At 66.8% G+C, this 23,633-nt stretch carries 21 protein-coding genes and 1 other RNA gene; 11 read left to right on the forward strand and 11 right to left on the reverse strand.

The annotated features are described in order from the left end of the window. Positions 1-3: 3 nt before the first annotated feature. The gene (gene lptG / locus AC3WQZ_RS12875) at positions 4-1,170 is read right to left on the reverse strand and encodes an LPS export ABC transporter permease LptG (RefSeq protein ID WP_010814939.1); all 1,167 of its coding nucleotides are present in this window, start codon (positions 1,168-1,170) and stop codon (positions 4-6) included. After that, positions 1,167-2,294 (reverse strand): LPS export ABC transporter permease LptF, encoded by a 1,128-nt coding sequence (gene lptF / locus AC3WQZ_RS12880; protein WP_011615947.1) that lies wholly within the window; start codon positions 2,292-2,294, stop codon positions 1,167-1,169. Before lptF ends, lptG begins: the two co-directional genes overlap by 4 nt. 187 nt (positions 2,295-2,481) lie before the next feature. On the opposite strand from lptF, the gene AC3WQZ_RS12885 reads away from it, so the two are divergent. The 3 genes from AC3WQZ_RS12885 to AC3WQZ_RS12895 are packed head-to-tail and all read left to right on the forward strand — an operon-like array spanning position 2,482 to position 4,971. Further along, positions 2,482-4,020: a leucyl aminopeptidase gene (locus AC3WQZ_RS12885; RefSeq protein ID WP_454749639.1), complete on the forward strand. Its 1,539-nt coding sequence runs from the start codon at positions 2,482-2,484 to the stop codon at positions 4,018-4,020. Between the two features lie 34 nt (positions 4,021-4,054). Next, positions 4,055-4,489, forward strand: a complete 435-nt coding sequence (locus AC3WQZ_RS12890; RefSeq protein ID WP_010814936.1) for a DNA polymerase III subunit chi — start codon at positions 4,055-4,057, stop codon at positions 4,487-4,489. Continuing rightward, entirely contained in the window at positions 4,486-4,971 is a 486-nt protein-coding gene (locus tag AC3WQZ_RS12895) for a hypothetical protein (RefSeq protein ID WP_010814935.1), read from the forward strand. Before AC3WQZ_RS12890 ends, AC3WQZ_RS12895 begins: the two co-directional genes overlap by 4 nt. Positions 4,972-5,073: 102 nt before the next feature. Here AC3WQZ_RS12895 and ilvD read toward each other — a convergent pair whose 3' ends face one another. Beyond that, the gene (gene ilvD / locus AC3WQZ_RS12900) at positions 5,074-6,747 is read right to left on the reverse strand and encodes a dihydroxy-acid dehydratase (RefSeq protein WP_010814934.1); all 1,674 of its coding nucleotides are present in this window, start codon (positions 6,745-6,747) and stop codon (positions 5,074-5,076) included. 168 nt (positions 6,748-6,915) lie between these two features. Here ilvD and AC3WQZ_RS12905 point away from each other — a divergent pair, with 168 nt between their 5' ends. Further along, the gene (locus tag AC3WQZ_RS12905; RefSeq protein ID WP_041687497.1) at positions 6,916-7,860 is read left to right on the forward strand and encodes a LysR family transcriptional regulator; all 945 of its coding nucleotides are present in this window, start codon (positions 6,916-6,918) and stop codon (positions 7,858-7,860) included. 72 nt (positions 7,861-7,932) lie between these two features. Continuing rightward, positions 7,933-8,751, forward strand: a complete 819-nt coding sequence (gene lgt / locus AC3WQZ_RS12910; protein WP_492300670.1) for a prolipoprotein diacylglyceryl transferase — start codon at positions 7,933-7,935, stop codon at positions 8,749-8,751. A 15-nt stretch (positions 8,752-8,766) separates the two neighbouring features. Here the strand turns inward: lgt and AC3WQZ_RS12915 are convergent, their stop codons facing one another. Together AC3WQZ_RS12915 and AC3WQZ_RS12920 are read right to left on the reverse strand one after the other, a co-directional pair. Further along, entirely contained in the window at positions 8,767-9,786 is a 1,020-nt protein-coding gene (locus AC3WQZ_RS12915; protein ID WP_439668206.1) for a M48 family metallopeptidase, read from the reverse strand. Between the two features lie 29 nt (positions 9,787-9,815). Further along, complete coding sequence (locus tag AC3WQZ_RS12920) at positions 9,816-10,910, reverse strand: YjgN family protein (protein ID WP_011615943.1); 1,095 nt, start codon at positions 10,908-10,910, stop codon at positions 9,816-9,818. A gap of 816 nt (positions 10,911-11,726) precedes the next feature. On the opposite strand from AC3WQZ_RS12920, the gene AC3WQZ_RS12925 reads away from it, so the two are divergent. The 5 genes from AC3WQZ_RS12925 (at position 11,727) to AC3WQZ_RS12945 (ending at position 17,585) form a co-directional block, all read left to right on the forward strand. Continuing rightward, a complete protein-coding gene (locus tag AC3WQZ_RS12925) occupies positions 11,727-12,446 on the forward strand; it encodes a GntR family transcriptional regulator (protein ID WP_011615942.1) in 720 nt (239 codons plus the stop codon). 66 nt (positions 12,447-12,512) lie between these two features. Next, positions 12,513-13,970: a malonyl-CoA decarboxylase domain-containing protein gene (locus AC3WQZ_RS12930; RefSeq protein WP_011615941.1), complete on the forward strand. Its 1,458-nt coding sequence runs from the start codon at positions 12,513-12,515 to the stop codon at positions 13,968-13,970. Between the two features lie 147 nt (positions 13,971-14,117). Beyond that, positions 14,118-15,131, forward strand: coding sequence for a Bug family tripartite tricarboxylate transporter substrate binding protein (locus tag AC3WQZ_RS12935; RefSeq protein WP_010814927.1), 1,014 nt, complete (start codon positions 14,118-14,120; stop codon positions 15,129-15,131). A gap of 44 nt (positions 15,132-15,175) precedes the next feature. Then, a complete protein-coding gene (locus AC3WQZ_RS12940) occupies positions 15,176-15,958 on the forward strand; it encodes an enoyl-CoA hydratase/isomerase family protein (RefSeq protein ID WP_010814926.1) in 783 nt (260 codons plus the stop codon). A 73-nt stretch (positions 15,959-16,031) separates the two neighbouring features. Then, on the forward strand, positions 16,032-17,585 hold the full coding sequence (locus AC3WQZ_RS12945; protein WP_010814925.1) for a malonate--CoA ligase: 1,554 nt from the start codon (positions 16,032-16,034) through the stop codon (positions 17,583-17,585). Positions 17,586-17,687: 102 nt separating this feature from the next. Here the strand turns inward: AC3WQZ_RS12945 and AC3WQZ_RS12950 are convergent, their stop codons facing one another. The 6 genes from AC3WQZ_RS12950 to AC3WQZ_RS12975 form a co-directional block, all read right to left on the reverse strand. Beyond that, entirely contained in the window at positions 17,688-18,386 is a 699-nt protein-coding gene (locus AC3WQZ_RS12950) for an SIMPL domain-containing protein (protein WP_058697778.1), read from the reverse strand. Positions 18,387-18,500: 114 nt separating this feature from the next. Continuing rightward, positions 18,501-19,325, reverse strand: coding sequence for a sulfite exporter TauE/SafE family protein (locus tag AC3WQZ_RS12955; protein ID WP_010814923.1), 825 nt, complete (start codon positions 19,323-19,325; stop codon positions 18,501-18,503). A gap of 53 nt (positions 19,326-19,378) precedes the next feature. Further along, complete coding sequence (locus AC3WQZ_RS12960) at positions 19,379-19,861, reverse strand: EVE domain-containing protein (protein ID WP_010814922.1); 483 nt, start codon at positions 19,859-19,861, stop codon at positions 19,379-19,381. A 109-nt stretch (positions 19,862-19,970) separates the two neighbouring features. Next, positions 19,971-20,188: non-coding RNA, 6S RNA (gene ssrS / locus AC3WQZ_RS12965), on the reverse strand. Between the two features lie 266 nt (positions 20,189-20,454). Continuing rightward, complete coding sequence (locus AC3WQZ_RS12970; protein WP_010814921.1) at positions 20,455-20,787, reverse strand: cell division protein ZapA; 333 nt, start codon at positions 20,785-20,787, stop codon at positions 20,455-20,457. Beyond that, a complete protein-coding gene (locus AC3WQZ_RS12975) occupies positions 20,784-21,104 on the reverse strand; it encodes a hypothetical protein (RefSeq protein WP_010814920.1) in 321 nt (106 codons plus the stop codon). The genes AC3WQZ_RS12970 and AC3WQZ_RS12975 overlap by 4 nt, the downstream gene beginning before the upstream one ends. A gap of 582 nt (positions 21,105-21,686) precedes the next feature. On the opposite strand from AC3WQZ_RS12975, the gene AC3WQZ_RS12980 reads away from it, so the two are divergent. Next, positions 21,687-23,627, forward strand: coding sequence for a TonB-dependent receptor plug domain-containing protein (locus AC3WQZ_RS12980; protein ID WP_492300673.1), 1,941 nt, complete (start codon positions 21,687-21,689; stop codon positions 23,625-23,627). Positions 23,628-23,633 lie beyond the last annotated feature (6 nt).

Consider the following 23,633-nt stretch of genomic DNA (forward strand, 5'->3'; position numbering starts at 1 on the left):
CCCTCAGTGCCGGTCCACCCAGCGCAGCGCCAGCAGCGCCACCATCAGGTAGAGCGTACCTGGCACCAGTGCCGAGATGATCGGCGGCCAGGTATGCAGCAGGCCGACGTGCGAGAACAGCGTGTTCGACAAGTGGAACGACAACCCCAGCATGATGCCCCCGAACACTTTCACGCCGACGGCGCCGGCACGGGCGTGCAGGTAGGCGAAGGGCAGGGCCAGCGCCATCATCACGAACAGCGTCAGCGGGTAGATCACCTTCTTCCAGAAGGCGATCTCATAGCGCTGCGTGTCCTGCTTGTTGTCGCGCAGGTGGCGGATATAGCGGAACAGGTCCAGCGTCGACATCCGCTCAGGCGTCACCAGCAGCACTGACAGGATTTGCGGCGTCAGCTCGGAATGCATGGTCACGCGCGGGAACTTGACTTGCTCGGCGCGGAAATCCGGGGCCAGCGAATCGCGTGCCGGCTTCGCGCCCTGGGCCGGGGGCGCCAGTTCGATGAAGCGGGTCTCGTTGACGCCCTGCAGCTCCCACAACTGGCCACCCTGGTAGCGCCCCTCCTGCGCCACGCGGATCATGCGCAGGCGGTATTGCGGGTCGAACTCATACATGGTGATGCCGGTGATGGTCTGGTCCGGCCGCAACCCCGCCACGTTGACGAAGCGGGTGATCTCGCCGCCGCCGGTGGCGGCATCCTTGTCGCGGTCCTTGACCCAGACGCCGGAACGGAAGCCCGACGACACGGTTGCGCCGATCGCCTCGAGCTTGATCTTCTGCGCGTACTGCTCGGCGCGGGGGGCGATGAACTCGCCGAAGATAAAGGTCACGATGGCCAGCGGCACCGCCAGCTTGAACAGCGAGAACAGCGCCTGGCGCGTGTTCAGGCCGGCCACGCGGAAGATGGTGTACTCGGACTGGCTGGCCAGCTGCGAGAACACATAGATCGCGCTGATCAGCACCGCGATTGGCAGCACCTCATACACCCGCGTGGGTGCCTGCAGCAGGACGTGGAACAGCGCGACCAGCGAGGTGTACTGGTTGTTGACGTTCTCCAGCTCGTTGAGCATGTCGAAGAACACGAACAGCGACAGCACCGCGAACAGGATGAAGGCGAACACGCCATAGATCAGCCGGCCGAAGTAGCGTTCATAGACGCGCAGGATCCTCATGCCCGGCCTCCGGTGGCCGCGGCATCACGCCTGCGCAGGCCGAACACGGCGCGCCACCCGCCCAGGCTGCGGTTCTGGCGGTAGCGGAACAGCAGCAGCGCCCCCAGGAACACCGCCAGGTGGATCGGCCACCACGCCAGCCAGAACGGGATCGCGCCCGAGCGCACCCAGGACTGCGTCAGGTTGATCAGGTTGCTGTAGGTCAGGTAGATCAGCACCGCGAACACCAGCGGCGTGTAGCGGCCCAGGCGCGGGTTAACGTAGGCCAGCGGGATTGCGATCATGACGAAGTTGAAGGCCAGGATCGGCAGCGAGATGCGCCAGATCAGCTCGCCCAGGTTTTCGCGCGTGGGGTTGCGGATCAGCTCGATGGTGTCGCGGCTCTTGGGTGGCAGCTTGGCTTCGGACTCGGGAGCCTTGTTGTCCACCTTGACCGCGTAGCGTTCGAACTCGACGATGCGGTAGTCGATCTGGCCGGGCATGCCCGAGTAGCGGCGGCCGTTTTCCATCACCACCAGGCGGTCGCCGTTGGGCATGGTCTCGAACTTGCCCTGGTGCGCCAGCGCCACGCCGATCTTGTCGGCCTCGGAGTTGGCGACGAAGACATTGCGCGCATGCTTCATGTCGGCGTCGATGCCCTCGATGAACAGCACATAGTTGGCCTTGGCGGGCTCGATAAAGCGCCCGGCGGCGATCATCGACATCACGCCGCGCTGCTCGAAGCGGTCGCGGAACAGCGCGCTCTGCTGGTTGGCCCAGGGCCAGGCGAACATGCCCAGCAGCAGCGCCAGCACGATGAAGGGTGCCGCAAACTGCAGCACCGGCTTGACCAGTTCGCGCAGCGAGATGCCCGCCGAGAACCACACCACCATCTCCGAATCCTTGTACCAGCGCGTCAGCACGATCAGGGTGGAGATGAAGAGCGTGGCCGACAGCAGGATCGACAGGTAGCCGATGGTGGCCAGGCCGATCAGCATCAGCACGTCGTTGGGACTGGCCTTGCCGCTGGCAGCCATTCCCAGGATGCGGATCACGAGCGAGGTGAGCATGAAGGTCAGCATCACCAGGAACACCGCCCCGGCGGTGTAGGCAAGCTCGCGTCGCAGGGCTTGTTGAAGGATCATGCGGGTTCGGTTCCGGGCTGCCGGCCGGAGCGGGCGATGTGCCGTGCGAGGTGCCTGGCAGAACAGCTGGCTGGCAGCACAGCATGCTGTCAGCGTGACCGGGGCGTATCAGCGGCGGCAGGTCGCGGGATAAAAATCGCGGATAATGGAGGCTTTCGTGTCTAACGAGCCCCTGGAAGGAAGCGCGATGGAATTTAGCACAAAAGCCTTGGATTGGAGCAAAGCCGGCCAAAATGGTTTCCTGGCGACCAAGACCGACTGCCTGGTGGTCGGCCTGTTCGAAGGCCAGAACCTGGCCGGAGTAGCCAAGGCACTGGACGTGGCCACCAAGGGCCTGGTGGGGCGGCTGGTCAAGCAGGGCGACTTCGAAGGCAAGCGCGGCACCCAGCTGATGCTGCATGAGGTGGCCGGCGTGGGCGCCGCGCGCGTGCTGCTGGTGGGCCTGGGCAAGGAAGCCGATTTCAGCGACAAGGCCTTTGCCGACGCGGTCCGCACCGCCGTGCGTGCCTTGTCGTCCACGCGTGCGGCCTCGGCCCTGTGGTGCCTGGCGCAACAGGCGCCGCAGCAGCGCGATGTCGCCTGGGCGGTGATCACCACCATCACGCTGGTGCGCGAAGCCGGCTATCGGCTGCTGGAGCGCCATCCGGGTCTGAAGCGCGCCAATGCCAACGGCAAGCCCAACGGCAACGACAAGTCCTCGCTGCGCAAGGTCGTGATCGCGGTCGACACCGGCGATGCCCGCGCCGCCACCCAGGCCGTGGTGCGCGGCACCGCCATCGCCAACGGCATGGAGCTGACGCGCGACCTGGGCAACCTGCCGTCCAATATCTGCACGCCGACCTACCTGGCCAATACCGCCCGCGGCATTGCCAAGCGCCACAAGCTCAAGGCCGAGGTGCTGGGCCGCAAGCAGATCGAGGCCCTGAACATGGGGGCCTTCCTGGCCGTGACCAAGGGCAGCGAAGAGCCGCCGCAGTTCATCGTGCTGCGCTACGACGGCGCCGGCGCCAAGCAGGCCCCGGTGGTGCTGGTGGGCAAGGGCATCACCTTCGATACCGGCGGCATCTCGCTCAAGCCGGGCGAGGGCATGGACGAGATGAAGTACGACATGTGCGGCGCCGCCTCGGTGCTGGGCACGATCCAGGCCGTGGCCGAGATGGGCCTGAAGCTCAACGTCATCGCCGTGGTGCCGACCTGCGAGAACATGCCCAGCGGCATCGCCACCAAGCCGGGCGACGTGGTCACCAGCATGTCCGGCCAGACCATCGAGATCCTGAACACCGACGCCGAAGGCCGCCTGATCCTGTGCGACGCGCTGACCTATGTGGAGCGCTTCAAGCCGGCCGCGGTGATCGACGTGGCCACGCTGACGGGCGCCTGCATCATCGCGCTCGGCCACATCAACAGCGGCCTGTACGCGCGCTCCGACGCGCTTGCCGATGCCCTGCTGCAGGCCGGCCGCCGCGCCATGGACACCGCCTGGCGCATGCCGCTGGACGACGAGTACCAGGACCAGCTCAAGTCCAACTTTGCCGACATGGGCAATATCGGCGGCCGCCCGGCCGGCAGCGTGACGGCGGCGTGCTTCCTCTCGCGCTTTACCGAGAAATACGACTGGGCCCACCTGGACATCGCCGGCACCGCCTGGAAGAGCGGCGCGGCCAAGGGGGCCACCGGCCGCCCGGTGCCGCTGCTGGCGCAGTTCCTGATGGACCGCGCGGCCTGATGGCGGCGGCAGGCAACAGAGGCAGCAAGGGTCCATGACGCGCATCGATTTCCACAGCAACGTGCCGGACGTGCTCGGCTATGTCTGCCGGCTGGTCCGCAAGGCCTACGGCGCCGGGCAGAAGGTGGTGATCCACGGGGCGCCGGCGCAGCTGGCGGACCTGGATGCGCGCCTGTGGACCTTCTCCGCGCTGGATTTCCTGCCCCATTGCGGGCTGGAAAGCCCCAATGCGGCGGTCACGCCGATCCTGCTGGCCGCCACCACCGAAGGCGTGCCGCACCACCAGCTGCTGATCAACCTGGCAGACCAGGCCCCGGCGCAGTTTGCCAGCTTCGAACGGCTGATCGAGGTAGTGGGCGCGGGCGATGCCGCGCGCGAAGCCGGCCGCCAGCGCTACCGTTTCTACCGCGAACGCGGCTATCCGCTGACGCACCACGACATCGGCCAGCCCAAGGGAGACGCCGCATGAGCGAACGCACCACCTCGCGGGTGATCCCGCGGCTCGATCCGAATGACAGCATCCCGCTGCTGACCGAGGTCTTCGAACTGCCGGACGCAGGGACAGCAGCGCCGGCTGCCGCTGCGCAGGAGGGCGTGATCGATACCTTCGGCATGGCCGATTCGGGCCTGGTCATGCATGTCGGCGATACCGGCGACGCCGTGGCGGACGAAGGCGCCGCGCCGGCATCGGCGATGCCGGCAGATAGCGGCGCCCCGGGCGAGGACGACCTGCGCGCCGTGCGCACCGAGTTGCTGACGCGCGTGATGATGCGCTTCCGCACCGAATGGCCGCAGGTCGTGGCGGCCCATACCGAAGCCACGCTGCAGTCGCGCCTGGCGCCGCTGACGGCGCAACTGGCCAGCGAGCTGACCCAGTCGCTGGAGGCGCGGCTGGTGGAATGGCTGGATGCGACGCTGGAGGAGATCGAGAAGACGCCGGGGGAGGATTAACGGCGGCTGAAGGGCTGGAGCGGACCGGCGGGTCTCGACAGACGTCGGCAAACAAAAAAGCCTGCGATCGCTCGCAGGCTTTTTTATTGAGCAGGACGAAGATCAGTCCGTCACTGCCCCCTTGCTCGCCGTCGACGCCAGCTTCGAGAACTTCGCCAGCACTCCACGGGTATAACGCGGCGCCGGCTGCTTCCAGTTGGCCCGGCGCCTGGCCAGTTCTTCATCCGCCACGTTCAGCTGCAGCAACAGCTTGTGCGCATCGATGGTGATCGAATCGCCTTCCTGCACCAGCGCGATCGTGCCGCCCACATACGCTTCCGGCGCCACGTGGCCAACCACCATGCCCCAGGTACCACCAGAGAAGCGGCCGTCGGTAATAAAGCCGACCGATTCGCCCAGCCCCTTGCCGATGATGGCCGAGGTCGGGGCCAGCATTTCCGGCATGCCGGGGCCGCCCTTGGGGCCGAGGTAGCGCAGCACCAGGATGTCGCCGGCGTTGATCTTGTCGGCCAGGATCGCTTCCATCGCGCTCTGCTCGTCTTCGAACACGCGCGCCGGGCCAGTGATGACCGGGTTCTTCAGGCCGGTGATCTTGGCGACCGCGCCTTCTTCGGCCAGGTTGCCCTTCAGGATGGCCAGGTGGCCTTCGGCGTAGAGCGCCTTCTCGATCGGCAGGATCACGTCCTGGTCGGCACGCGGGGTGTCGGGAACGTTTTCCAGTTCTTCAGCCAGCGTGCGGCCGGTGATGGTCAGGCAGTCGCCATGCAGCATGCCGGCCTTGAGCAGGATCTTCATGACCTGCGGGATGCCGCCGGCCTTGTGCAGGTCGGTCGCCACGTACTGGCCCGACGGCTTCAGGTTGCAGATCACCGGCACCTTGCGGCGGATGCGCTCGAAGTCGTCGATGGTCCATTCCACCTCGGCGGCGTGGGCGATGGCCAGGTAGTGCAGCACGGCGTTGGTCGAGCCGCCCGTGGCCATGATCAGCGCCACGGCGTTCTCGATCGACTTGCGCGTGATAATGTCGCGCGGCTTGATGTCCTGCTTGATCGCCTCGACCAGCACGCGCGCCGATTCGGCGGCGCTGTCGACCTTTTCCTGGTCGGGGTTGGCCATGGTCGACGAGTACAGCAGCGACATGCCCAGCGCCTCGAACGACGAGCTCATGGTGTTGGCGGTGTACATGCCGCCGCACGAGCCGGTCGACGGGCAGGCGTTCTTTTCCACGCCCTCGAAGTCTTCCTGGCTCATGCGCCCGGCGGTGAATTCGCCCACGGCCTCGAACGACGACACGATGGTCAGGTCCTTGCCCTTCCAGTTGCCCGGCTTGATGGTGCCGCCGTAGACGTAGATGCCCGGCACGTTGGTGCGCGCCAGCGCGATCATGCCGCCCGGCATGTTCTTGTCGCAGCCGCCGATCACGACCACCCCGTCCATCCACTGGCCCTGCGCGGCAGTCTCGATGCAGTCGGCGATGACTTCACGCGAGATCAGCGAGTACTTCATGCCCTCGGTGCCCATCGACATGCCGTCCGAGATGGTCGGGGTGCCGAACACCTGCGGGTTGGCGTCCGAGGCCTTGATCGCGTCGATGGCCGCATCGGCCAGGCGCTGCAGGCCAGCGTTGCAAGGGGTGATGGTCGAGTGGCCGTTGGCGATGCCCACCATCGGCTTGTCGAAGTCTTCCTTCTTGTAGCCGAGGGCGTAGTACATCGAACGGTTGGGCGAACGCGCCACGCCTTGCGTGATGTTCTGCGAGCGTTTGTTGAATGCCATGGTGGGGAATCTCCGGGGATCTTCAGTGCCGCTCCGCGCTGCGCCCGAAGACCTGGAGGCACGAACGCACGGCGGCGATGTTGTGGGCCAAAGAATGACCCTTGCGTTTTGGAGTGTCAAATATATTATTTGACCTTTATTGAGTCGAAAAACATATCAGGAGGGCGTTTGGACCTGCGGCAGTTGCGTTACTTTGTCACTGTGGCGGAAGAGTTGCATTTCGGCCGCGCGGCAGGGCGCCTGTCGATGACGCAGCCGCCCTTGTCGCAGCAGATCCAGGCGCTGGAAGAGGAAATCGGCGTGCAGCTGTTCGTGCGCACGCGGCGATCGGTGGCGCTGACGCCGGCCGGCCAGCAGTGGCTGCCCGAGGTGCGGCGCGTGCTGGCCGATGCCGCGGCGCTGCCCGGGCTGGCGCAGCGGCTGGCGCGCGGCGAGGTGGGGTCGCTGTCGCTGGCCTTTGTCAGCACCGCCGACTACGGCATCCTGCCCGACCTGCTGCGGCGCTTCCGCGCGCGCCACCCGGAGGTGCAGCTGCAACTGCGCGAGGCCACCAGCGACGTGCAGCTCGAGGCGTTGATGGAGGGGGCGATCGACGCCGGCCTGGTGATCCGGCCGCAGCTGCCGGCCATGCCGCACGGGCTGGCCTACCTGCCGCTGGTGAGCGAGCCGCTGGTGCTGGCCGTGCCCGACGGCTGGCGGCCGGCGGGCGCGGTGCTGGCGGGCGACGCCGCGGTGTCGCTGCGCGAGGCCGCCCATGAACCGCTGATCATCTTCCCGCGCCGAAGCGCGCCGGCGTTTTATGACATCATTACGGGCTACTATGCGCGCGAGGGCCTGGTGCCCGTGATCGCGCAGGAAGCCATCCAGATGCAGACCATCGTCAGCCTGGTATCGGCGGGCATGGGCGTGGCGCTGGTGCCGGCCTCGCTGTGCAACCTTCGCCGCACCGGGGTGTCCTACCTGGCGCTGCGCGAGGCCGGCCCGCAGATCGAGACCGGGCTGGTCTGGCGCGACGGCGCGTCCGCCGGCGTGGCGCCGGTGCTGCGCTCGTTCATCGATATTGCGACCGCGCTCGCGCAAGAAGCAGGCGCAGCCGGGCCCGCCCCTCGCTGACACGTCACCAATGTCACCGAGGCCACTGACAATACGCAGGCCGCGGCCTTTACAACCTCCATTCACGCCAACATGCTGATTCATCCCCAGTTCGACCCGGTTGCCATCCACCTGGGCCCGCTTGCCATCCGCTGGTACGGGCTGATGTACCTGGCCGGGTTCATCATGTTCCTGGGCTTCGGGCGCCTGCGCATCCGCCAGCCGCATATCGCGGCCAAGGGCTGGACCACGCGCGACCTGGACGACATGCTGTTCTTCGGCGTGCTGGGCGTGATCCTGGGAGGGCGGCTGGGCTATGTGCTGTTCTACAAGCCGTCGTACTACCTGGCCCATCCGCTCGAGATCCTCAAGGTGTGGGAAGGCGGCATGGCCTTCCATGGCGGCTTCCTGGGCGTGGTCGTGGCGATGTGGCTGTTCGGCAAACTGCGCCGGCGCCACTGGATGGAGGTGACCGACTTCATCGCGCCGATGATCCCCTGCGGGCTGGCCGCCGGCCGCATCGGCAACTTCATCAACGGCGAGCTGTGGGGCCGCGCCACCGACCTGCCGTGGGGCATGATCTTCCCGCAGGCGGGCGACAACATCCCGCGCCATCCGTCGCAGCTGTACCAGTTTGCCGGCGAGGGCGTGGCGCTGTTCATCATCCTGTGGCTGTTCGCGCGCAAGCCGCGGCCGATGGGCGCGGTGTCGGGGGTATTCCTGATCGGCTATGGCGCCTTCCGCTTTGCCGCGGAATTCGCGCGCGAGCCCGATAACTTCCTGGGCCTGCTGGCGCTAAAGCTGTCGATGGGCCAGTGGCTGAGCCTGCCGATGATCCTGGCCGGCATCGCCATGGTGGTCTGGGCCTACCGGCGCCAGCCCGGCGCCGGCGCATCACAGCCGGTGGCCTGAGAACCCGTCGGCGCGCTATTTGCCGGCGCGGCGCAAGGCGTCGATGCGCGCCTGCGTTTGCGGGTGGGTCGACATGAAGTCCTGGCCGCGTTCCGGCTCGGCGTCCGACGCCGCCCCGCGCCGATTGTCCAGCCTGACCAGCACCTCGGCCAGCGCCGCGGGCGGCAGGCCGTTGCGCTGCATGACCTCGATCGCAAAGGCGTCGGCCTCGCGCTCGTGGTCGCGTGAATAGCGCAGCGTCAGGATCGCGGCCGGCACCCCGGCCAGCACCGTCGAGATATCCCCGAACAGGTAGGCCGACAGCGCCGCCAGCGCCGATCCCTGGATCACCTGCTGCAAGCCGTGCCGGTTGGCGACATGGCCGGCTTCATGGGCCAGCACGCCCATCATGCCGGCACCGGTGCCGGCCAGGATCACCAGTTCGTCGGTGACCACGATGGTGCCGCCCGGCAGCGCCAGCGCATTGGCGCCGATCTCGCCGCCCTGGCGGAACAGGATCTGGTAGTCGTGGCCGGCATCGCGCGGGCGCTTCAGCGCCGCGAAGGCCGAGCGGATGCGTTGCTGCTCGGCGGGCGGCAGCTGCGTCGGCTTGACCATGCCGTTGTCCAGGCTCGCCAGCGTCAGCTTGCCGAGATGGGCCTCCACCTCGGGCGGCACCGTGCGCGCCATGATGCCGGCGCCCCATGGCAGCAGCACGTAATAGCCCAGCACCAGCACCGCCACCAGCCCCGCCACGGCCAGGCCGGCCAGGCGCCAGCTGTTCTGCGCGCGCGCCACCAGGCTGTCGCGATGGCCGGTGGCGGCCAGCAGGTGGTCGAAGGCGGCGTGGTCGGTGATCTCGCAGAAGGCGCCGTCGGCAAAGGTGACCAGCCGCGGCGCGCGGCGCACGCGCTCGGACACGCGCACGTCCGACAGCGGCGCGCGCCGCAGCTCGGCGCCGGAGTCGTCGCGCAGCACGGCCTGCTGCGCCTCAACGGCCAGCGTGGCCGGATGCGCGCGCGACGAGCGGCCATCGAAGAAGGTGACTGGGATCATGGTGCGGGCCGGGTCAGCGCACGGCGTGTTCAGAGCGCGATGTCGATGTCGTACCAGTCTACCGCCGCATCGCCCAGCGCACCCACTTGCTGCGCCTCGCCGGCCACGAAGGTGTCGAGCGGGCCCGCCGCCAGCATGGTCACGCATTCGAGCCGGTAGCGCGCCGAACGCACCCGCGCGAACGGCAGGTACAGGCCCAGCGTCAGCGCGATCGCGATCAGGTTGGTGACGAAGATAAAGACCATGCGGCCGGCCCCCACCTCGCTGCGGAACGCATGCGGCGCCAGCGTGGTGTGGCTCCACACGACATTCTGCAAGCGTGCCATCACGTAAGGGCTGACGGCCAGCAGCGCCAGGTAGAAACCGGTCACGCCGATGCCGAACGACAACATCATGCCCGCCTGGCCCGACGCGGTCGCGCCCAGCATGAAGCCGGCCAGTGCCGCGGCCGCCACCAGCGCGACCATCACGCCGAAGGCACGCAGGTAGACGCCGTAGAAATCGCCCGCGCCGGCGTGGAAGGCAAACGGCGCGGTGCCGAAGCGGGTGTGGTTGTGCTGGTAGCGCTTGAAGCGCTGGTGCGCCAGCGGCCCCAGCAGGCCCAGCGTGGCCACTGCGGCCAGCGGCCACAGCACGAACACCTTGTAGGCATCGGCATCGCCGCCGGTAAAGGCGAAGCGCAGGCCGCGGTAGCTGGAGTTGGCCATGCGGAAACGCAACGAGCGCACCAGCAGCAGGGGGAACACCGCCAGCAGCGCCACCAGCATCGCCAGCGCAAGGAAGGGCGAGACCGTGGAGGCGAACTGGAAGGCGAGCACCAGCGCGAACACGATGGCGCGGCCCTTCAGGATCGCGGACGGCTTGCCGTGGTAGTCAAAACTCGCACCGTCGAGCCGCGTGTTGCGATAGAAATACTGCAACGTGCGCACCTTGGCCCAGGCCGAATAGATGCCGAAGGTGACGATGGTCAGCAGTGCATTGACGATCCAGATACGGAAGTATTCCGAACCTGATCCGGTAAAGGACAGGCCCAGCGCCCGCGGCACGGCGTAGCGCGGCTCGGCAGGCGCCGGTGTCTCGTCTGCCGGGGTGCCGGCCAGGGTGAAATCGCTGCCAGCTTGCATGGCGGAGCTCCAGTGTGTGTGGAAAGCGACAGTAAGGATTGCGGCCTCGACCGCAGTTTCAGGAATGCAACCACTTCAGTTCGGGCACTTGCGGCGATGCGCTCACATTCTCGCACTGATAAATAGCGACCACGGCACAATCTGCATATGCCATTGCCGCCAGGCGGGCAGGCGTATAAGAAAATGTGGGAAAACCCTCGTAACAATCTAGAAACATCCTGTTACACTAGACGTATTCTGTAACAACTTCTGAATGCGTGTTGCCAATGAAATCATGGGGTTAGTCCCGCTGGCACGTAAATCGCTATCTTGATTGTTACAAAGATGAGCGGCAAGCCACAGCCGCCAACGGAAGTGCCAGGGAGGGAGTGAAGGCCGACAGGCCGCACTTGCCGGCACTTCACGTAAAGCCAGGGCGACGGGAAAATCCGCGCAACAAGCGCGTTTCAAAAAGGGGGGCGCAGGGCCAGCGCCGGCAATCCATGGACCCACGCGGCAGATATTTTTGCAAGTATCCGCCGACGATGAAAAGCAGTACTGCAGTAATTTTCAGGCGCGGGTGTTTCCTTGCAGGGAGGCATGGAAACGCCCGCCGCACCTCATACCGCACCCCGCGCCGCATCCTCACAGACCGCACCTGCCGGTCGACCACCAGCCACCATCGCTACTGCTTGTTGCAGAGCAGCATCGAAATTCCTTGTATCGTTCGCGCCCTAATCCATAATTATGAATTATGGCTGGCCGGGCGCATCTGCCCTGGCCGACGCCAGATCGTGACCGGGACGCATCGGTCACGCGATCCGACCCGGGGGAAGTATGCGCATCGTCCAGCAGGCGTTGTACCTGGAAGTGGCAGACCGGCTGCGCGCCATGATCGACGCGCATACGCTCGTGCCCGGCGCATGGATCGACGAGAGCGCGATGGCCGAAACGCTTGGCATCTCGCGCACGCCGCTGCGCGAAGCGCTCAAGGTGCTGGCCGCCGAAGGCCTGGTGCGGCTGGAGCCGCGGCGCGGCTGCTTCGTCAATGAGCTGTCCGAGCAGGACCTGGACGAGATCTTCCCGCTGATGGCACTGCTGGAAGGGCGCTGTGCCTACGAGGCGGCGCGCAACGCCACGCGCGCCGACCTGGACGCACTGGACGGCCTGCATGCCGACCTGGCGCGCTATGCGCAGGCGGGCGACATCGACGCCTACTACGAAACCAACTTCCAGATCCACGAATCGATCCAGCGGCTGGCCGGCAACCGCTGGCTGTCGGGCCTGATCAGCGACCTGCGCAAGGTGCTGCGCCTGTCGCGCCACAAGAGCCTGAAGCTGCCGGGCCGGATCCAGGAATCCTGCGCCGAGCACCTGTCCGTGTTTGCCGCGCTCAAGGCCCGCGACCCGGAAGGCGCCGAGGCGATGATGAAGACCCACCTGCTGCGCCAGCGCGCGGCGCTCAAGACGCTGGATGCCGGCGCCACCGCCGGCGCAGCCGAGGCCCAGGCCGTGCGCGCGCCGCCGGTGCTGCGCGTGGCCGGCGCCGAAGAGTAGCCGGCGCCGCAACCCCAGTCCGACGTTTTTCCCACGTTCAGATCGATGCATCAAGGCAGGTACCGCATGAATTCCTTCGACACGGGTGACCAGAAGATCAGTGCGCCGCTGGGCGAAAGCGAGCCGGCAGGTTCCAAGTTCCTGTCGCGGCTGGGCCGCTGGTGGGGACGCAAGGGCGAGGGCGACACCAAGGCCCCGGCAACGCCGGTCGATGGCGAGGCGCCGCTGGCGGCGCGCGCGGTGCGCCGCCAGCGCGAGCAGTTGCGGCTTTGCTTCGACGCGCGCCTGACCGATGGCGCCGCCAATGCCGCCGCGCAGGCATGGCAGGCCGAGTATGAGGCTGCTGGCGAGGCCACCCGGCGCGGCATGCTGGCGGTGCTGGCCGAAGTCGCCAGCAGCGGCGGCAAGGGCAGCGAAGAGGCCGGGGCCGACGGCGACAAGGGCGCGCGCGCCGCCCGCGCGCAGGCCGCGTCTTCGGGCCTGGCCCAGGCCCTGTCCAATGCGCGCATCCGCTTCTTCAAGCGGCTGGCCGCGCTGCACGGCCAGCGCGGCAACAGCGCCTGCGGCCTGCACTTCCTGATCCAGCTGCGCGCCGACATGCTGCGCTGGCAGCGCCGCATGCCAGGGCTGCGCCCGCTTGACGACGATCTCGAGGCGCTGTTCTCCAACTGGTTCGACGTGGGCCTGCTGGAGCTGCAGCCGATCACCTGGGATTCGCCGGCATCGCTGCTGGAAAAGCTGATCCGCTACGAGGCCGTGCATGAAATCGCCTCATGGACCGACCTGCGCAACCGCCTCGATTCCGACCGCCGCTGCTTTGCGTTCTTCCACCCGCGCATCCCGCGCGAGCCGCTGATCTTTGTCGAGGTGGCATTCGCGCCGGAGATGGCGGCCAATGTCCATACATTGCTGGATGAAGCCGCGCCGCTGGAAGACCTGCGCCGCGTCAAGTGGGCCATCTTCTATTCGATCAGCAATACGCAGGCGGGCCTGCGCGGCGTGAGCTTCGGCAACTTCCTGCTCAAGCGCGTGATCGAGGAGGTCCAGCGTGAATTCCCAAAAGTGAATCAGTTCGCCACGCTCTCACCAATCCCCGGATTTGCCGACTGGCTGCGCAAGCAGGACGGCGATGCCGTTGCGCGCGTGCTGGGCGACAAGCGCCTGGCGCGCTGGAGCGAGCGCCACGGCAAGGCGCCAGCGGACGGCGCCGGGTGGCTGGAGGCGCTGGTGCCGGACGCCGCCGATACCGTGATCCGCGATACCGCGATGACCCTGGCCGCGCATTTCCTGGTGCGCGAGCGCAACCAGTCGATGCCCGCCGACCCGGTCGCGCGCTTCCACCTGGGCAACGGGGCATGCGTGGAGCGGCTGAACTGGGGCGCCGACCTGTCGCGCAAAGGCCGCAGCCAGAGCTGCGGGATGATGGTCAATTATCTTTACGTGCCCGAGGCGCTGGATGACAATCTGGCACGCCTGGGCGCCGGCAACCCGCGCATCAGCCGTAGCGTCGGGAAGCTGCTGTGACCCTGGTCCGGTCACGCGGGTCGCCCCCGCACCCGCGGCGCCTGGCGCGCCGCGTTTTCTTGTCGGGACCTGAGCAGTAACTTCGCGCCGCGGCAGTGTCGCGCGGCCATCAGATTGACTTTCCGCAGAAGAGAGAGGAGACAACCAATGAATCGTCGTCAGTTCAGCCTGGCCGCGTGCGCGCGCGCAACGGGCGTGGCCCTGGGCCTGGCCGGCCTGGGCGCCGGCGCAATGCTCGCCGCACCCGCCGCGCATGCCGACACCTGGCCGTCCAAGCCCGTCACCGTGATCGTGCCGTTTCCCGCCGGCGGCGGCACCGACGCCTTTGCGCGGCCGCTGACCGCGCAGTTGTCCAAGCAGCTCGGCAAGCAGTTCGTGATCGACAACCGCGGCGGCGCCGGCGGCACGGTCGGCGCCAGCATTGCGGCCAAGGCCGCGCCGGACGGCTACACGGTGTTCATCGGCGGCGCGCACCACGCGATTGCGCCGTCGTTCTACAAGAAGCTGGACTACGACATCGAGAAGGACTTCATCCCGGTCACGGTGATCGCGCAGCCGCCGCAAGTGGTGGTGGTCAATCCCAACCGCGTCAAGGCCAACACGCTGCAGGAGCTGATTGCCTACGCCAAGGCCAATCCTGGCAAGCTGAACTACGGTTCGGCCGGCAACGGCTCGTCGCACCACCTGGCGGGCGAGCTGTTCAAGCTCCAGACCAAGACCTTCATCACCCACATCCCCTACAAGGGTGCGGGCCCGGCGCTGTCCGACCTGATCGCGGGCCAGGTCGACCTGATGTTCGACGGCCTGGGCTCGTCGGCGCAGCATATCCGCGCGGGCCGCATCAAGGCGCTGGCGGTGGCTTCGAGCAAACGCTCGGCGGCGTTCCCCAACGTGCCGACCGCGGCCGAGGCGGGCGTGCCCAACTATGACGTGTCGACCTGGTATGCGATGTGGGTGCCCAAGGGTACGCCCAAGGAGATCGTCGACCGCCTGTACGCAGAGACCGAGAAGGCGCTGAACACGTCGGAGCTCAAGCAGGTCTGGCTTAACAACGGTTCCGAGACGCCGGCGTTTACGCAGGAACAGTTCGCGCAGTTCCAGCACGCCGAGATTCGCCGCTGGGCCCAGGTGGTGCAGCAGTCCGGCGCCAAGATCGACTGACGGGGCGCCATGTCAACGCTGATCCGATGCAAGGGGGCGCGGCGATGAGCGGCACCGTATTGTTTGCCACGCAGGGCACCACCGCCACCGTGACGCTGTCGCACGCGGGCAAGCTCAACGCCATTTCCGCTCAGATGTGGCGCGAGCTGGCCGCGGGCTTTGCACGCCTGTCCGCCGATACCTCGCTGCGCTGCGTGGTGGTGCGCGGGGCTGACGGCAACTTTGCCGCCGGCGCCGACATCGCCGAGTTCCCGGCAGAGCGCGCCGACGAGGCCGCGGTGCGCCACTACCACATGGCCACCATCGCGCCGGCACTGGCGGCGGTGGCGCAATGCACACACCCCACCGTGGCGATGATCGAAGGCGTATGCGTGGGCGGCGGGCTGGAAATCGCCAGCCACTGCGACCTGCGCATCGCCGCCTCGGACAGCCGCTTCGGCGTGCCCATCAACCGCCTGGGCTTCCCGATGGCGCCCGGCGAGCTGCAGGGCCTGCTGGCGCTGGCGGGCCGCGCCGCCGCGCTGGAGATCCTGCTGGAAGGCCGGGTCTTCGACGCCGCCGAGGCGCGCGACAAAGGGCTGCTGACGCGCGTGGTCGAGCCCGGCGCGCTGGCCGCGGAGGTCGAGGCCACGGCGCGCCGCATTGCCGCCGGCGCGCCCGTGGCCGCCCGCATCAACAAGGCCACCATCCGCCGGCTGGCGCCGCTGCCGGCACCGCTGTCGCCCGCCGAGCTGGACGCGCATTTTGCCTACGCCGAAGGCGCGGACCATGCGGAAGGGGTGGCCGCCTTCCTCGCGCACCGGCCACCGCAGTTCCGTGGGGAGTAGGTCACGCCGCCATGACTGCTTCCACACGCGATGGTTTTCTTCGTTTTCCTTAGCCTTTCGTTCGATCCCCGACATGAACGCCAACCTGTTCGCCCTGTTCGAATCCCGCTTCCCCGCCGACCGCACCGCCTGCTGCATCGAGACGCATGACGGGCTGTACTACAGCTGGGACGACCTTGACCGCGCCACCGCCAAGCTGGCCAACCTGCTGGCCTCGCTGCACCTGCCCGAAGGCGCACGCGTGGCGGTGCAGGTGGAGAAGTCCCCCGAAGCGCTGTTCCTGTACCTGGCCACGCTGCGCGCCGGCTACGTCTACCTGCCGCTGAACACCGCCTACCAGGAGGCAGAGATCGACTACTTCGTCGGCAATGCCGAGCCGTCGGTGGTGGTGTGCAGCAGCAAGAATTTCGGCTGGGTGTCCAAGGTGGCGTTCCGCCACGGCGTCAACCACGTCTTTACGCTGGACGACGACCGCAGCGGCTCGCTGCTGTCGCGCGCGGCGGGCAAGCCAGATGCCTTCGAGACGGTCGCGCGCCAGGATGACGACCTTGCCGCCATTCTCTACACCTCCGGCACCACCGGCCGCAGCAAGGGCGCGATGCTGACGCACCGCAACCTGGCCTCCAATGCGCAGACGCTGCATGAATTCTGGGGCTGGCGCAGCGACGACGTGCTGCTGCACATGCTGCCGATCTTCCACGTGCACGGCCTGTTCGTGGCTTCGCACGGCGCGCTGCTGGCCGGTGCCAAGATGATCTGGGCGCCCAGGCTGGACATGGCGCAGGTGCTGAAATTCCTGCCGCGCTGCACGGTGATGATGGGCGTGCCGACCTACTACGTGCGCATGCTGCAGGAGCCGCGCTTCGACGACGACACCTGCCGCCGCATGCGGCTGTTCGTGTCGGGCTCGGCGCCGCTGCTGCTGGAGACCTTCGATGCCTTCCGCGAGCGCACCGGCCATACCATCCTGGAGCGCTACGGCATGAGCGAGACCGTGATGCTGGTGTCCAACCCGTACGATGCCGCGCTGGGCGAGCGCATCGGCGGCACCGTCGGCATGCCGCTGCCGGGCGTGTCGGTGCGCGTGGTCGATGGCGAGGGCCAGCCGTGCACGCCGGGCGAGATCGGCAATGTCGAGGTCAAGGGTCCGAACGTATTCAAGGGCTACTGGCGCATGCCGGAGAAGACCAGGGAAGAGTTCACCGAGGACGGCTGGTTCAAGACCGGCGACGTCGGCCGCTTCGGCGGCGCCATTGCCAGCCAGGCCGGCGAGCGCGCGGTGCCGGACAACTACCTGACCATCGTCGGGCGCAGCAAGGACCTGATCATCTCGGGCGGCTACAACGTCTACCCGAAGGAAATCGAGAGCTTTATCGACGAGATGCCGGGCGTGGCCGAGAGCGCCGTGATCGGCGTGCCGCACGCGGATTTCGGCGAGGCCGTGGTGGCGGTGGTGGTGCGCAAGCCGGGTGCGGATATCGATGAAGCGGCGCTGATCGGCACGCTCAAGGGCCGCATCGCCAACTTCAAGGTGCCCAAGCGTGTGCACGTGGTGGACGAGCTGCCGCGCAACACCATGGGCAAGGTGCAGAAGAACGTGCTGCGCGAGCAGTTCGCGGTGCTCTGAGGGTCTTTGGGAAAGGCTGAGCGACTTCAACTGCTGCGGGTTTGCTCCCCTCTCCCGCTTGCGGGAGAGGGGAGCGCGCCGTCTGGTGGTCAAGCTCCCTTCTTACTTCAGCATCTGCACCGACCCGTTGACCGACACCGTCACCTGCGTCTTGCCGCCCTCAACCGGCACCGGCACCGCAGCGTCGGCCATCATGGCCTTGGCAGCGCCGTACATGCGCGGCATCGGCGGCACCACGCCGGTTTCATTCAGGCTGACTTCGCGGATGGTGTAGCTGTTGTAGCCGAACAGTTTGGTGGTCGACTGCGCCTTGCCGCGGAACGAGGCGATGGCCTGCTCGGCCAGCTTGGCTTCGGCCGCCTCGCGCGCTTCGCGCGACAGCGAGAAGGCGATGTTCTGCACCTGCATCTGGCTGGCCAGCTCGCCAGCGAGCTTGGACACGGCCGAGAAATCGCGCGACTTCAGGATGACTTCGGACCGCCCGCGCCAGGTGCTGATGCGGCCGTTGCGGTCGGTGTTGGGGTGGATGGTGAAGCCGCCCGACTCGGCGGTCACGCCCTGGACGCGGCGCGCCTGCGTGATGACGGCCTGCGTCCTGGTAGACAGGCCCGAGGAAATCGCGGCCGGTTCAGCGCCTTCCTGCTCCGCGGCAAGCGTCAGGTGCACGATATCGGTCGGCACTTCGGTGACGGCCTGCGCGTTCAGCGACAGCACGCCCGACGGCGTTTCAGTGGGGCCACCGTGCGCCGAGGCAACGATGGCGGTGGTGCCCAGCAGGGTGGCGGCAAGCCATTGTTTCATGTTGTTCTCCCGTTCAAACGTGATGGGTATCAGACGTGACCGGGTGCCCGATCGTTCCGCGACATTGCAAACGATTGTTGCGAAGCCGGCGCGGGCGCGCCTCCCCCGCCCGGGTCAGAATGCCTGCCAGGCCTTCCACAACATATAGCTCGCCAGGCACAGCAGCAACGCGGCAAAGACCTTGCGCAACTGGCTCACATCCATGCGGTGCGCGGTGCGCGCGCCCAGCGGCGCGGTCATTACGCTGGCCGCTGCGATCACCAGCAGGGCCGGCAGGTAGAGATAGCCGAGCGATCCCGCCGGCAGCCCCGGCGTCTGCCAGCCGCTCCAGACATAGCCGGCCACGCTGGCCGCTGCAATCGGAAAGCCGAGCGCAGCCGAGGTCGCCACCGCGTTGTGGATCGGCACGTTGCACCACGTCATGAACGGCACCGAGACAAAGGCGCCGCCCGCGCCAACCAGGCTGGACAGGAAGCCGATCACGCCGCCCGCGCCCGCCATGCCGGCAAAGCCGGGCAGCTGCCGGCCGGGCTTGGGACGACGGTTGCGCAGCATCTGCAGCGCGGAAAACCCGACGAAGGCGGCAAACGCCAGCGACAGCCAGCTGGTCTTGAGCGCCGCGAACACCTTGCCGCCGCCGATCATGCCGCCGAGCACGATGCCCGGCGCCAGCGCCAGCACGATCGGCCAGCGCACCGCGCCGCGCTGGTGGTGCGCGCGCACGGACGACAACGAGGTGAACAGGATGGTGCCCATCGAGGTGGCGATCGCCATATGGACGATGGCCTCGTCGGCAAAGCCCAGGCTGGTGAACAGCAGCGTCAGGAAGGGCACCATCATCATGCCGCCGCCGACGCCGAGCAGCCCGGCGCAGAAGCCGGTGAAAGCGCCCAGGGCAAGCAGGGCAGGGACCAGCACCGGCAGGTTGTCGAACTGCATCGTATCTTCAGGGTTGTTGTGATCAGCCTTGCCCGGGGCCGGCCGGGCAGGGTTCAGCGCATCAGCTTGCCGGTGATGAAGCGCCATTCGGCCGGTGTCACCGGCGTGATCGACAGCCGGTTGCCGCGACGTAGCACCACCATGTCGGCCAGTTCCTCATGCTCGCGCAAGGCGGCCAGCGGGATCAGCGCGCTCTTGCGCTCGAAGCGCACGTCGACCAGCAGCCAGCGCGGCGCGTCAGCCTTGGAGGCGGCGTCATAGTACGGGCTCTTGCGGTCGAACTGGGTGGGGTCGGGGTAGGGTACTGAGCAGACCTCGGCCAGGCCGGCAATGCCGGGCTCCGGGCACGACGAGTGGTAGAACAGCACGCCGTCGCCGATCCGCATGGTGTCGCGCATGAAGTTGCGCGCCTGGTAGTTGCGCACGCCGGTCCAGGGCAGCGTGCCTTCCCGGGCCAGGTCGTCGATGCTGGCTTCATCCGGTTCTGATTTCATCAGCCAGTACTGGCGGGCGCGTTGGTTCTGGTTCGGGCTCACGGCGCAGCTCAGGAATCGAAGCAGATCAGGGCGCCGCGTGCACAGGGTGTACACGCGGACGCGCAGGCAAGAAAAAAGGCGATGGTTCAGAAAACCACCGCCTTTTTAAGGGGTCCCCGCCTTGGCCGCTGGGTCGGCATCCTGAACCCAAGTGAGGTTCAGAGTGGCTGCGGAAGTCGCATTTCGGGTACATCATCCACTCAGGGAGTCCAGGCCAGGCCCAGACTATGAATGCGACGACGCGCTCGCCCACGCGACATGATCCCGCACCATGCAATGCATATCGGTTCAAGGAGTTTATGACCCTCACGAACCAGGCAGGGAAACTGTCAAACGTCTGACTTTCCAGGCGCATCATCGTGCCCGGAAAACCGGATCCGCGTGCGGGATGTCAGACGTTTGCCGTTTCTGACTAGGATGGGATGAGAACGGCGGCCGGGCGCGATAACCTAGCCTGTAGCTGCACATCTATGGTGCCTCGTGCAGTCTGGCTACACTATACACCGCGTTGCAGGGCATACCAAGTCCACTCGCGCGTATCGTTACATTTTGCGCGGCAGCGCGGCATCCGCAGCACATCCCCCTTTCATTGCTCAGCCGCGCGTACCGGTGCCCACGTGCGCGTATTGGCGCAGGGCCTCGTCGGCGCGGTCGTTGAGTTCGCGGATGCGCGCGCGGATGGCATCGACCGGGATCGCGCCCTCGGCCTGCTGCTTGCGCTGCATCGACAGCAGGTCCGAGGCGATGCTGATGGCGGCCATGACCGCCACGCGCTCCACGCCCTTGGCCGCGATGCCGTTGCGCAGCTTGTTCATTTGCGTGTCGACCAGGGCCACGGCTTCGAGCAGCGCGGCCTCGTTCTCGGGCGCGATGGCGAAGCGGTAGGGCTGGCCGGCGATATTGACTTCGACTTGCTTGTTGCTCATGCGTGTTCTCCGGGGGCCTTGTGCGGCTCGGCGTCCTGCGCCGCAGCCTCTTCGCCGAGCAGGTCGAGCTGGCGCGTGTCGCTGGCAGTCGGCAGCTTGTCAAGGATGGACTGGATGCGCAGCTGCGCTTCCTCGATCTTGATATTGAGCAGTTCGCGGTCGGCTGCCATGGCCTCGCGCTCGCCGCGCAACTGCGCGGCTTCGCCCTCCAGCCGGGCGATCTCGTCGCGCAGCCGCTGGTTCTCCGCCGCCAGGGTGTCCGCATGGTGCAGCACGCGCCCGATCTTGGCGGCCAGTTGTTCGAGTTCGGTGAGCATAGGGCCTGTCATGATGGGAGAAGTGTCAGGTATCGCGATTCTAGCCGATGCGCCGGCTTGCACAATGCGGAGGAAAGGGTTTGTGACTGGCGACCCGCGTGGAAGTTGCAGGCTTCTGCACCTAAAACGCCACCAGAGTTGTGACAAAACACTACTGGCAGCCGCGTTGACGCGGGGGGCGAAACGCCCTAGACTCGCGCACGTTCCAGGTGCTCGCCCTTTTCGTCCCTGGCGAAAGGGCAGTTCAACGGGAAACAGGGAGCCAGGCCGGCTGCGCGCCGGACAGGCCAACCTGTGCTGCCCCCGCAACGGTAAGCGACCGCGGTGCGCATCTGCCAGACTCCGACATAGCCGACAGCCAGCCTGCCGGCAACGCCGCTGGCAAGGCCGGATCCCATTCCCGGCCACACGCACCGCAGGACCGGCCACACGCCACTGAACCGCAGGTTCGGGAAGGCGCCGGCCCAGTGTCGCCAGCCCGGATACCGGCCTGAACGCGGGCTGCCGCCCGTGCGCGGCACGCCTCATCGCCATATGGTCCGCGGGGGAACGGGCCCGGCCGTTCCTATCCAGTCCTGCATCATGCGTTCATCGCTCCACAGGTCGACCCGCCCGGCAACCCCGGCGGTGCGTCCGTCCGTGCCCGCCATCCTGGCGGCCATTGCCTCGTTCACCCTGGTTCCGGCCACTTCGTTCGCGCAGGCGGCCGACAGCGGCACCGCGCAACTTGCGCCGGTGGTGGTCACTTCCACCCGTACCGCGCAACCCATTACCGAGGCGCTGCCTCACACCACGGTGGTGACGCAGCAGGACATCGTCAACTCGCAGGCGCCCGACCTGCGCACGCTGCTGCGCAACCAGGCCGGCGTGGAGTTCTCGGCCAACGGCGGCATGGGTACCAACACCAGTCTGTTCATGCGTGGCGCGAACTCCGACCAGACGCTGATCCTGATCGACGGTGTGCGCGTGTCGTCGGCCAGCAGCGGCACCGCGCAGCTGGCCAATATCCTGCCCGACCAGATCGACCACATCGAGGTGGTGCGCGGCAATGTGTCGGCGCTGTACGGCTCGGACGCAATCGGGGGCGTGGTGCATATCTTCACCAAGAGTGGGGCTGGCCAAGCGCCGGCAGCCAATGCGCAAGTGGAATACGGCAGCAACAATACGCGCCAAGGCACCGTAGGCTACGGCGGCCAGGTTGGCGATACTTCGTTCAACCTGACCGGCTCTGCATTCAAGACGGATGGCTTTTCCGCTATCAACACTGAACAGTGGAACCGTGACAATCCAGCAGCAGCAGCGCGCGGCCGAGGGCCGAACCCTAACGACAATCCATACGAAAACCAGAGCGTCTCAGGCCAGGTACGGCACCGCTTCACGCCGGATTGGGATGCCGGAGTCAGCGGCTACTACTCGAAGAGCAAACTGTCATTCGACAGCCCCTCCACCTTTGGACGCCCCACTGACGACAACCGGACGAACAGCGAGCTGTACACGATATCGGCTTTCGTGAATGGCAAAGTGCTGCCGGACTGGTCCACCCACTTCAAGCTGGCGCAGAGCGAAGACAACAGCGACACTTTTCTCAACAGCGTGAGGAATGGCACCTTTAACACCCGCAACCATCAGTTCAATTGGCAGAACGAGTATGCCCTGGCGCCTGCTCATACGCTGCTGTTTGGCACGGACTATCTGCAGCAGACTCTCGATGCCAACAGCTTCGGCACCGTCTTCACCCCGACCCGCAACGCGTTCTCAGTGTTCGGCGGCTACGACGGGCGCTTCGGCAAGCACCAGTTGCAGGTCAATGCGCGCAACGACCACTATTCGGACTTCGGCAACCAAGGAAGCTTCTTCGCCGGCTATGGCTACAACGTGACTGAGGCGCTCAAGCTGATCGCCAATCTCAGCAACGCCTTTCATGCGCCGACCTTTAATCAGCTGTATTTTCCCGGCTTCGGCAATCCGAACCTGCAGCCGGAGCGGGCCAAATCGGCAGAGGTTGGGATCCAGTACAACACGAAGGAATCCGGCCTGCTGCGCGTGACGGCCTTCGAAACCCGCTACGACAACCTGATCGTCAACGTGACGCAGCCCAATGGCCTGCTCGCGCCCCAGAACGTCAACAAGGCCAAGGTCCAGGGCATCGAGGCATCGTGGCGCGCCAGCGTGTATGGCACCGACCTCGGCGCCAGCGTGACCTTCCAGAACCCGGTCGACGAGCAGACCAACACCCAGCTGCTGCGCCGCGCGCGCCGCCATGCCGCGCTGGACGTGGGCCGCAACTTCGGCAACTGGCGCTTTGGCGGCGAATGGCTGGTGTCGTCGTCGCGCATGGATTCCGGCTCGCGCCGGCTTGGCGGATACGGTATCGTCAACCTGAACGCCCGCTACAACATCGACAAGCAATGGTTCATCGCCGCCCGTGTCGAAAACCTGTTCGACAAGGATTACCAGCTCGCCTACCCCTACAACACGCAGGGGCGCGCAGGCTTCATCACGCTGGGCTGGCGCCAGCGATGAGCGCAC

This window comes from Cupriavidus sp. FW305-26, assembly GCF_058787975.1.

Coding starts and splice junctions, on each gene's coding strand:
- lptF (WP_011615947.1), bottom strand. CDS start 2,294: ATGATCCTTCAACAAGCCCTGCGACGCGAGCTTGCCTACACCGCCGGG.
- lptG (WP_010814939.1), bottom strand. CDS start 1,170: ATGAGGATCCTGCGCGTCTATGAACGCTACTTCGGCCGGCTGATCTAT.
- AC3WQZ_RS12930 (WP_011615941.1), top strand. CDS start 12,513: ATGAATTCCTTCGACACGGGTGACCAGAAGATCAGTGCGCCGCTGGGC.
- AC3WQZ_RS12920 (WP_011615943.1), bottom strand. CDS start 10,910: ATGCAAGCTGGCAGCGATTTCACCCTGGCCGGCACCCCGGCAGACGAG.
- AC3WQZ_RS12925 (WP_011615942.1), top strand. CDS start 11,727: ATGCGCATCGTCCAGCAGGCGTTGTACCTGGAAGTGGCAGACCGGCTG.
- AC3WQZ_RS12890 (WP_010814936.1), top strand. CDS start 4,055: ATGACGCGCATCGATTTCCACAGCAACGTGCCGGACGTGCTCGGCTAT.
- ilvD (WP_010814934.1), bottom strand. CDS start 6,747: ATGGCATTCAACAAACGCTCGCAGAACATCACGCAAGGCGTGGCGCGT.
- AC3WQZ_RS12950 (WP_058697778.1), bottom strand. CDS start 18,386: ATGAAACAATGGCTTGCCGCCACCCTGCTGGGCACCACCGCCATCGTT.
- AC3WQZ_RS12895 (WP_010814935.1), top strand. CDS start 4,486: ATGAGCGAACGCACCACCTCGCGGGTGATCCCGCGGCTCGATCCGAAT.
- AC3WQZ_RS12940 (WP_010814926.1), top strand. CDS start 15,176: ATGAGCGGCACCGTATTGTTTGCCACGCAGGGCACCACCGCCACCGTG.
- AC3WQZ_RS12945 (WP_010814925.1), top strand. CDS start 16,032: ATGAACGCCAACCTGTTCGCCCTGTTCGAATCCCGCTTCCCCGCCGAC.
- AC3WQZ_RS12975 (WP_010814920.1), bottom strand. CDS start 21,104: ATGCTCACCGAACTCGAACAACTGGCCGCCAAGATCGGGCGCGTGCTG.
- AC3WQZ_RS12935 (WP_010814927.1), top strand. CDS start 14,118: ATGAATCGTCGTCAGTTCAGCCTGGCCGCGTGCGCGCGCGCAACGGGC.
- AC3WQZ_RS12955 (WP_010814923.1), bottom strand. CDS start 19,325: ATGCAGTTCGACAACCTGCCGGTGCTGGTCCCTGCCCTGCTTGCCCTG.
- AC3WQZ_RS12970 (WP_010814921.1), bottom strand. CDS start 20,787: ATGAGCAACAAGCAAGTCGAAGTCAATATCGCCGGCCAGCCCTACCGC.
- AC3WQZ_RS12885 (WP_454749639.1), top strand. CDS start 2,482: ATGGAATTTAGCACAAAAGCCTTGGATTGGAGCAAAGCCGGCCAAAAT.
- lgt (WP_492300670.1), top strand. CDS start 7,933: ATGCTGATTCATCCCCAGTTCGACCCGGTTGCCATCCACCTGGGCCCG.
- AC3WQZ_RS12980 (WP_492300673.1), top strand. CDS start 21,687: ATGCGTTCATCGCTCCACAGGTCGACCCGCCCGGCAACCCCGGCGGTG.
- AC3WQZ_RS12915 (WP_439668206.1), bottom strand. CDS start 9,786: ATGATCCCAGTCACCTTCTTCGATGGCCGCTCGTCGCGCGCGCATCCG.